The following is a 6,298-nucleotide window of genomic DNA, read 5'->3' as shown; positions in this document are numbered from 1 at the left end:
GTCTAAAATGAAGAATATTATTCATATATAACTACTATTAAAAATACGTTCCAAAAATCTGTTCCACTTGATATAGCGTTGTTACTTTGATTTATTTAAATTATATACAATTAATTCAAAAAAGATAGTCTACTAACGATAGAGAAATTGTTTGTAGTCTTTATTTTACTAATAACAACCAATGTTAATGGACAATCTAAAAAATATAAGAAATGCAATCGATTATGCTAAAGGGTAATTGCACCTAGTTAAAAGGCTCATTTACCTGGGGAGCCTTCCACTCCTATCTTAACCAATAGTAAAATGATATTAGTTATCTTTTTTTATTACGAACAAATCCGCTTACATTTGTGTTATTATACAATAAATGAGATGGTAAAGAAAAAAAGCAAAGCGGAAAAAACAATATATTTCAGTATTTTTGGAAGCTTAGCTTTAGCTATTATCAAATGGCTTGCTGGTTTCTTCGGTAATTCATTTGCACTGATTGCCGATGCGATTGAATCTACTACAGATATCTTTTCTTCGATTCTTGTATTATTAGGCATTAAATATTCACAACGTCCAGCTGATGAGACGCATCCCTATGGTCATGGCCGCATCGAACCATTAATTACCTTTATTGTTGTTATATTCTTAGTTATCTCTGCAACCATCATAGCGCATCAGAGTATTATAAATCTAAATACACCACACGAATCACCCAAATCATGGACTTTGTATGTTATTGGGTTAATTATCATTTGGAAAGAAATTAGTTACCATATAGTGATGCGAAAAGCAAAGGCACTTAATAGTACATCACTTAAAGCCGATGCCTGGCACCACCGCAGTGATGCTATCACCTCTGTCGCAGCTTTTATTGGTATCTCTATCGCCGTGTGGTTAGGGCCGGGTTATGAATACGCAGATGATTGGGCTGCACTATTAGCATCTGGCTTTATTATTTATAACTGTTATCGAATTTTCAGACCCGCATTAGGCGAAATAATGGATGAAAATTTATACGAAGATTTAGTAGATATTATCCGTGAAAGATCTCTTGAAGTAAATGGTGTATTAGCTACAGACAAATGTTTTGTCCGCAAAATAGGAATGGATTATATTGTAGACCTACACGCTGTGGTAGATCCACATTTAAGCGTCAAAGAAGGGCACGATATAGCACATTCACTGAAGGATCACCTTATTTTGACGCTTGAAAATATATCAAATGTATTCGTTCATATCGAACCATTTGACAGTTCTAAAAAATGTTAATACAAATTATTGTAGGCGAATAGCCCTGGAGTTCCTCCAGTATGCACAAACACGATAGATGACCCTAGCGGGAATATCCCCTTTTTGATATCTTGAACAAGACCTGTAAATGCTTTTGCCGTATAGACAGGATCTAAAAATACACCTTCTTGTTTGGCCAAAAGTTGGAGTGTTTCCAAATGAATATCCTCTGGAAAACCATAAGCTGTACCACTATAAGATGAATTTAAATTTATTTCATCTTTCGAAATAGGACTTCTACCTAGCCATTGCAGTGTTTCATTACATATCGCCATCGTGTGATCTACCAACTCATCATGCTCAGGCTGCACATTATAGGCCTTCACGCGCATATCTGCTCCCGAAAGAATTTGACCAATAATCAAACCACCGTGTGTACCACCAGAACCAGAAGCTGCTACCACATAATCAAATTTGAGCTGTAGGTCCTCTTGTTGTTTCAATAACTCAGAATAACAGTCTACATAACCAAAATTACCTAAGGCATTTGATCCACCTACAGGAATAAAATAAGGCTTACCACCATCTTTAATAATCTGATCCATCCTAGCCTTCACTTTATTCATCATAGCATTATCATTCGGAATTCGATGCATCTTTACATCGACAATTTTATTGAGCGCAATATTTCCATTCTGTTGATAGGCATCCGTATCTATGGCTACAGATTCTTTCAAAAACAATTCAACGTCAAATCCCTTCATACGGGCTGTTACTGCCGTAAGTCGCGCATGATTTGACTGTATAGCACCTAAGGTCAATATATGTGTTGCCTTTTGTTGTTGCGCATCACCTAATAAATATTCTAACTTACGCACTTTATTACCACCAAAGCCCACACCATTCAAGTCATCACGCTTTATATATAAATGAACACCAAGCTGACCACTCAATTGCGCCATATACTGTACTTCAGTAGCTTGATTCAATAATTTTAATTTCGGATACTTACTTAAATCCATATTCTCCATATATCTTAGCTTTGTATTATCATAATTCTAAACGCTAAAATACAACTATAAACCAAAACTATAATCATAGTTTAACATTAATAATATTCAAATACGGATACAGAAAGTTGATAAATAACGAATCACAGCGACCAAAAGTTAAAAATATTACATATTTTATTAAAATTATTTATTAAATTTGAAATACGAAAAAGTGATTAATTAGTAATTTACAATGCTCAACCTTACGAAATTCTTAGGTTATGTTGCGGAACATAATCCTAATGAACCCGAATTCCTACAAGCAGTTACAGAAGTTGTAGAAGATCTTATTCCGTACATCAATAACCATCATCAAGATTATGAAACACTTAAAATTTTGGAGCGCATTGCCGAACCAGAAAGAGTAGTTTCATTTCGTGTCACTTGGTTAGATGACAATAATGTAATACAAGTAAATAGAGGCTACCGCGTACAAATGAATAGTGCAATAGGCCCCTACAAAGGTGGATTACGATTTTCTCCAACAGTCAATTTGAGTATTTTAAAATTCTTAGCTTTTGAGCAGGTTTTCAAAAATTCACTGACGGGATTACCTATAGGTGGTGGCAAGGGAGGTTCTGATTTTAATCCTAAAGGAAAATCAGACATGGAAATTATGCGCTTTTGTCAATCCTTTATGACAGAATTGTACCGCCATATCGGTGCAGAGACAGATGTTCCGGCAGGAGATATCGGTGTAGGTGGTCGTGAAATCGGTTACTTATATGGACAATACAAAAGAATCCAAAACAACTTCACGGGTGTACTAACAGGGAAAGGAGTACATTGGGGAGGTTCGTATATCAGACCTGAGGCTACAGGCTATGGATTACTTTACTTTGTATCCTGTGTTTTAGATAACAACAATGACACCTTAGAAGGTAAGACTATTGCTATATCAGGAGCAGGCAACGTGGCATACTACGCGGCAGAAAAAGCAATTTTATTAGGCGCTAAGGTGATCACACTGTCGAATAGCTCAGGTACACTATACGATGAAGATGGCTTCACATTAGAGAAATTACATCATCTAGCTACTTTAGGGAGAGATATACAGGAATTTACTAAAAAATATAAATCAGCAACATTCTATGCTGAGCAAAAGCCTTGGCAGTTCAAATGTGATATCGCTTTACCATGCGCTACGCAAAACGAATTGGATAAAAATGATGCAGAGATATTAGTTGAAAATGGATGTATATGTGTCGCCGAAGGAGCCAATATGCCATCAACTGCGGAAGCCGTAAAAGTATTCCATGCTGCTAAAATTGTATACGCACCAGGTAAAGCTGCAAATGCGGGTGGTGTAGCTGTATCGGGATTGGAGATGTCGCAAAATGCAATCGGCCAACAATGGAATACACAAAAAGTAGATTCACAATTAAAAGCTATTATGGAGAACATACACAGAACATGTATCCGCTATGGTAAAGAAGAATGTGGCTATATCAACTATCTTAGAGGAGCAAACATTGGTGGTTTTATAAAAGTCGCAGAGGCGATGAAAGCACAAGGCGTTGTATAAATAAATTGTACTTTTGTAAAAAAAGGAATTAATAATCATATGAGAACTATAGCCGAGCTACCTCACCCAAATTGTAAGATTACTATTTTTGGCATGAACCAAAAATACATTATCAAATTCGAACAAGGCAATCTTGAGCAATCCTATAAAATTGCTGAAGCAGATATTGTTAATGAAGTTAATGGTATTTTCGAGATATTAGATGATACATTTATTAATTCCGTACTAGCAAATTTTCAAACAATGCGTTCAAGCTTTAATGATACCTACAACAGATATTACTAATAAACAAAAGATACACATAAATCACACAAAGCGTTAACTAATAACACTTTAATATAATAAAAACGGGTTAACCAAATAATATTTGGCTAACCCGTTCTATTTACAAGCATTTTTAACAACAAATATAAATAAATACTTTAAGTGATTATACTAAACACCTAAATTACAGATAATTACAAATACCAATAATTACAAACAAAATATTATTTGGTCAACATTTTAACTAATTCAGGTACTGCAGCGCACGCAGTTTCATTGATCAGGACGACCCGTTTTCCTACATTTAAAGTTGAAGCATTAGGATCAATAAGGTAGATTTCGCATTCTTTTTTTGTCTCGTAAATAAGGTTGGCAGCAGGGTACACTTGAAGAGAAGTACCTATCACTATAAACACATCTGCAGCATTGGTCAACTTGATAGCCTCTTTCATATTCGGTACAGACTCACCAAACCAGACTACATGTGGGCGTAGTTGAGCACCAGCTGGACATAGATCCCCCATCCTGATGTCGTCCCCTTTTATTACATATACTTTTTGAGGATCCGAAGAAGATTGAGACTTCATAATCTCACCATGCAGATGTAACACATTTTTACTTCCTGCCCTTTCATGTAGATCATCAATATTCTGGGTAATAATATGAACTTCGAATTTTCTCTCCAAGGCTACAAGTGCCAAATGCCCCGCGTTAGGGCGGGCTTTACGCACGTCAGCTCTCCTCGTATTATAGAACCGCTGAACAGTCTCAGGATCTCTTAAAAAACCTTCTGGAGATGCTACATCTTCAATACGATGTCCCTCCCACAAACCATCTACCCCACGGAATGTTGGAATTCCACTTTCAGCTGATATTCCAGCACCAGTTAGAATGACTACTTTAGGCTTTTGCATATACTATTATACAAAAAACAAACTTAAACCATACGTTATAAAAAAACATATAACCTACAGAAGAGCACTACTTAACAATATAACGACGTTCTAAAAACTCTATCTCTTCACGTTTTTCTTTATCAGCCTTATCAAATTCAGCCTTAATTACACATCGCCCAGTAAGCCCACGATACACCAAAGCACCACCTGATGATAGCCCTGACAAGGCCAATAGCGGCCTTCTGGTTATATACTTCAATCCAAATCCAACAATAAAAGCACCTGCTACAACAGAAAGTACACGTTCCGAACCTCCTATTTTTCCATTAACACATTTTCTATCCATACGTTCATGAAGTGCTTTTACACCGTAATCTACAATCTTATTCATATCCTTTAATGTTTATTATGAAACACTTAAAACAGAATTTGGTTTAAAATATTGTAAATTGAATGAATTAATAATATCTTAAAGTTTTAAAATAAGAGCTCATTATGCGTATAAAAAAATATTCTGGCGAACTTGTTGACTTCAACCCCGAAAGCTTAAGACATTCCTTATCAAGATCTGGAGCAAATGAGCAAGAGGTAGATAAAGTATTCAATGAAATCGGGCATAGATTATACGATGGCATATCCACAAGAGAACTATACGAACTCGCTTTTGATCATTTAAAAAAAGTACGCAACTATTTTGCAGCCCGCTATTCACTTAAGAAAGCATTACGCGACTTAGGTCCTGAAGGCTTTTATTTTGAAAAATGGGTAGCTAGAATCTATCAAGAAGAAGGATATGAATCCATAACAGGGCAAACTATTCAAGGCCACGCTGTAACGCATGAAATAGATGTAATCGCAGTAAAAGACAGCAAATTGCTTGCTATAGAGTGTAAATTCAGAAATGATGTAGATGCTAAAATATCTGTAACAACCCCGATGTACTTTATGTCGCGTGTAAAAGATATAACTGGACTATCGTTCAATTTTTTTGATAAAACACTAGAAGTAAGCGAAGGTTGGTTAGTGACGAATGCATATTTTACTTTAGACTCGATCAAATTTGGAAAATATCACAAGATGAACCTACTTTCATGGGACTATCCAAAAGAAGATAGCCTAAAAGTAAAAGTCGACAACAATGGAGAATATCCTATTACTTGCCTTACCACACTAACGGAAAAAGATAAAAAACAACTTTTAAAAACAGCATGTATTCTCGTCAAAGATATTGTGCGAGAGCCAAAATATTTAGATGTTACAGCTATTAACAACAGTCAAAAACAACTTGTTATACAAGAAGCAAACGACCTAATAAACAATCCATTAGAGCACTAAATGTA

The 6,298-nt window shown here is 35.5% G+C and carries 7 protein-coding genes; 4 read left to right on the top strand and 3 right to left on the bottom strand.

Annotated elements, in window-relative coordinates; all coding sequences use genetic code 11:
• The first annotated feature begins 372 nt into the window (after positions 1 to 372).
• On the top strand, positions 373 to 1,260 hold the full coding sequence (locus IP023_RS10735; protein WP_241790279.1) for a cation diffusion facilitator family transporter: 888 nt from the start codon (positions 373 to 375) through the stop codon (positions 1,258 to 1,260).
• Here IP023_RS10735 and IP023_RS10730 read toward each other — a convergent pair.
• Positions 1,257 to 2,252 (bottom strand): D-cysteine desulfhydrase family protein, encoded by a 996-nt coding sequence (locus IP023_RS10730; RefSeq protein WP_241790278.1) that lies wholly within the window; start codon positions 2,250 to 2,252, stop codon positions 1,257 to 1,259. The two genes, IP023_RS10735 and IP023_RS10730, sit on opposite strands and share 4 nt — an antisense overlap.
• Positions 2,253 to 2,466: 214 nt before the next feature.
• Here IP023_RS10730 and gdhA point away from each other — a divergent pair, with 214 nt between their 5' ends.
• Complete coding sequence (gdhA, locus tag IP023_RS10725; protein ID WP_241790277.1) at positions 2,467 to 3,798, top strand: NADP-specific glutamate dehydrogenase; 1,332 nt, start codon at positions 2,467 to 2,469, stop codon at positions 3,796 to 3,798.
• Positions 3,799 to 3,837: 39 nt separating this feature from the next.
• Positions 3,838 to 4,083, top strand: a complete 246-nt coding sequence (locus IP023_RS10720) for a hypothetical protein (RefSeq protein ID WP_241790276.1) — start codon at positions 3,838 to 3,840, stop codon at positions 4,081 to 4,083.
• A 203-nt stretch (positions 4,084 to 4,286) separates the two neighbouring features.
• Here IP023_RS10720 and IP023_RS10715 read toward each other — a convergent pair whose 3' ends face one another.
• Positions 4,287 to 4,976, bottom strand: coding sequence for an SIR2 family NAD-dependent protein deacylase (locus tag IP023_RS10715; RefSeq protein ID WP_241790275.1), 690 nt, complete (start codon positions 4,974 to 4,976; stop codon positions 4,287 to 4,289).
• Between the two features lie 67 nt (positions 4,977 to 5,043).
• Complete coding sequence (locus tag IP023_RS10710) at positions 5,044 to 5,349, bottom strand: YgaP family membrane protein (protein ID WP_241790274.1); 306 nt, start codon at positions 5,347 to 5,349, stop codon at positions 5,044 to 5,046.
• Positions 5,350 to 5,453: 104 nt separating this feature from the next.
• On the opposite strand from IP023_RS10710, the gene IP023_RS10705 reads away from it, so the two are divergent.
• On the top strand, positions 5,454 to 6,293 hold the full coding sequence (locus tag IP023_RS10705; RefSeq protein WP_241790273.1) for an ATP cone domain-containing protein: 840 nt from the start codon (positions 5,454 to 5,456) through the stop codon (positions 6,291 to 6,293).
• Positions 6,294 to 6,298 lie beyond the last annotated feature (5 nt).

The organism is Sphingobacterium rhinopitheci (genome assembly GCF_022627575.1).
Classification (GTDB): domain Bacteria; phylum Bacteroidota; class Bacteroidia; order Sphingobacteriales; family Sphingobacteriaceae; genus Sphingobacterium; species Sphingobacterium rhinopitheci.
Note: the sequence above shows the minus strand (reverse complement) of the source record. Positions and strands in the feature narration are given on the sequence as shown.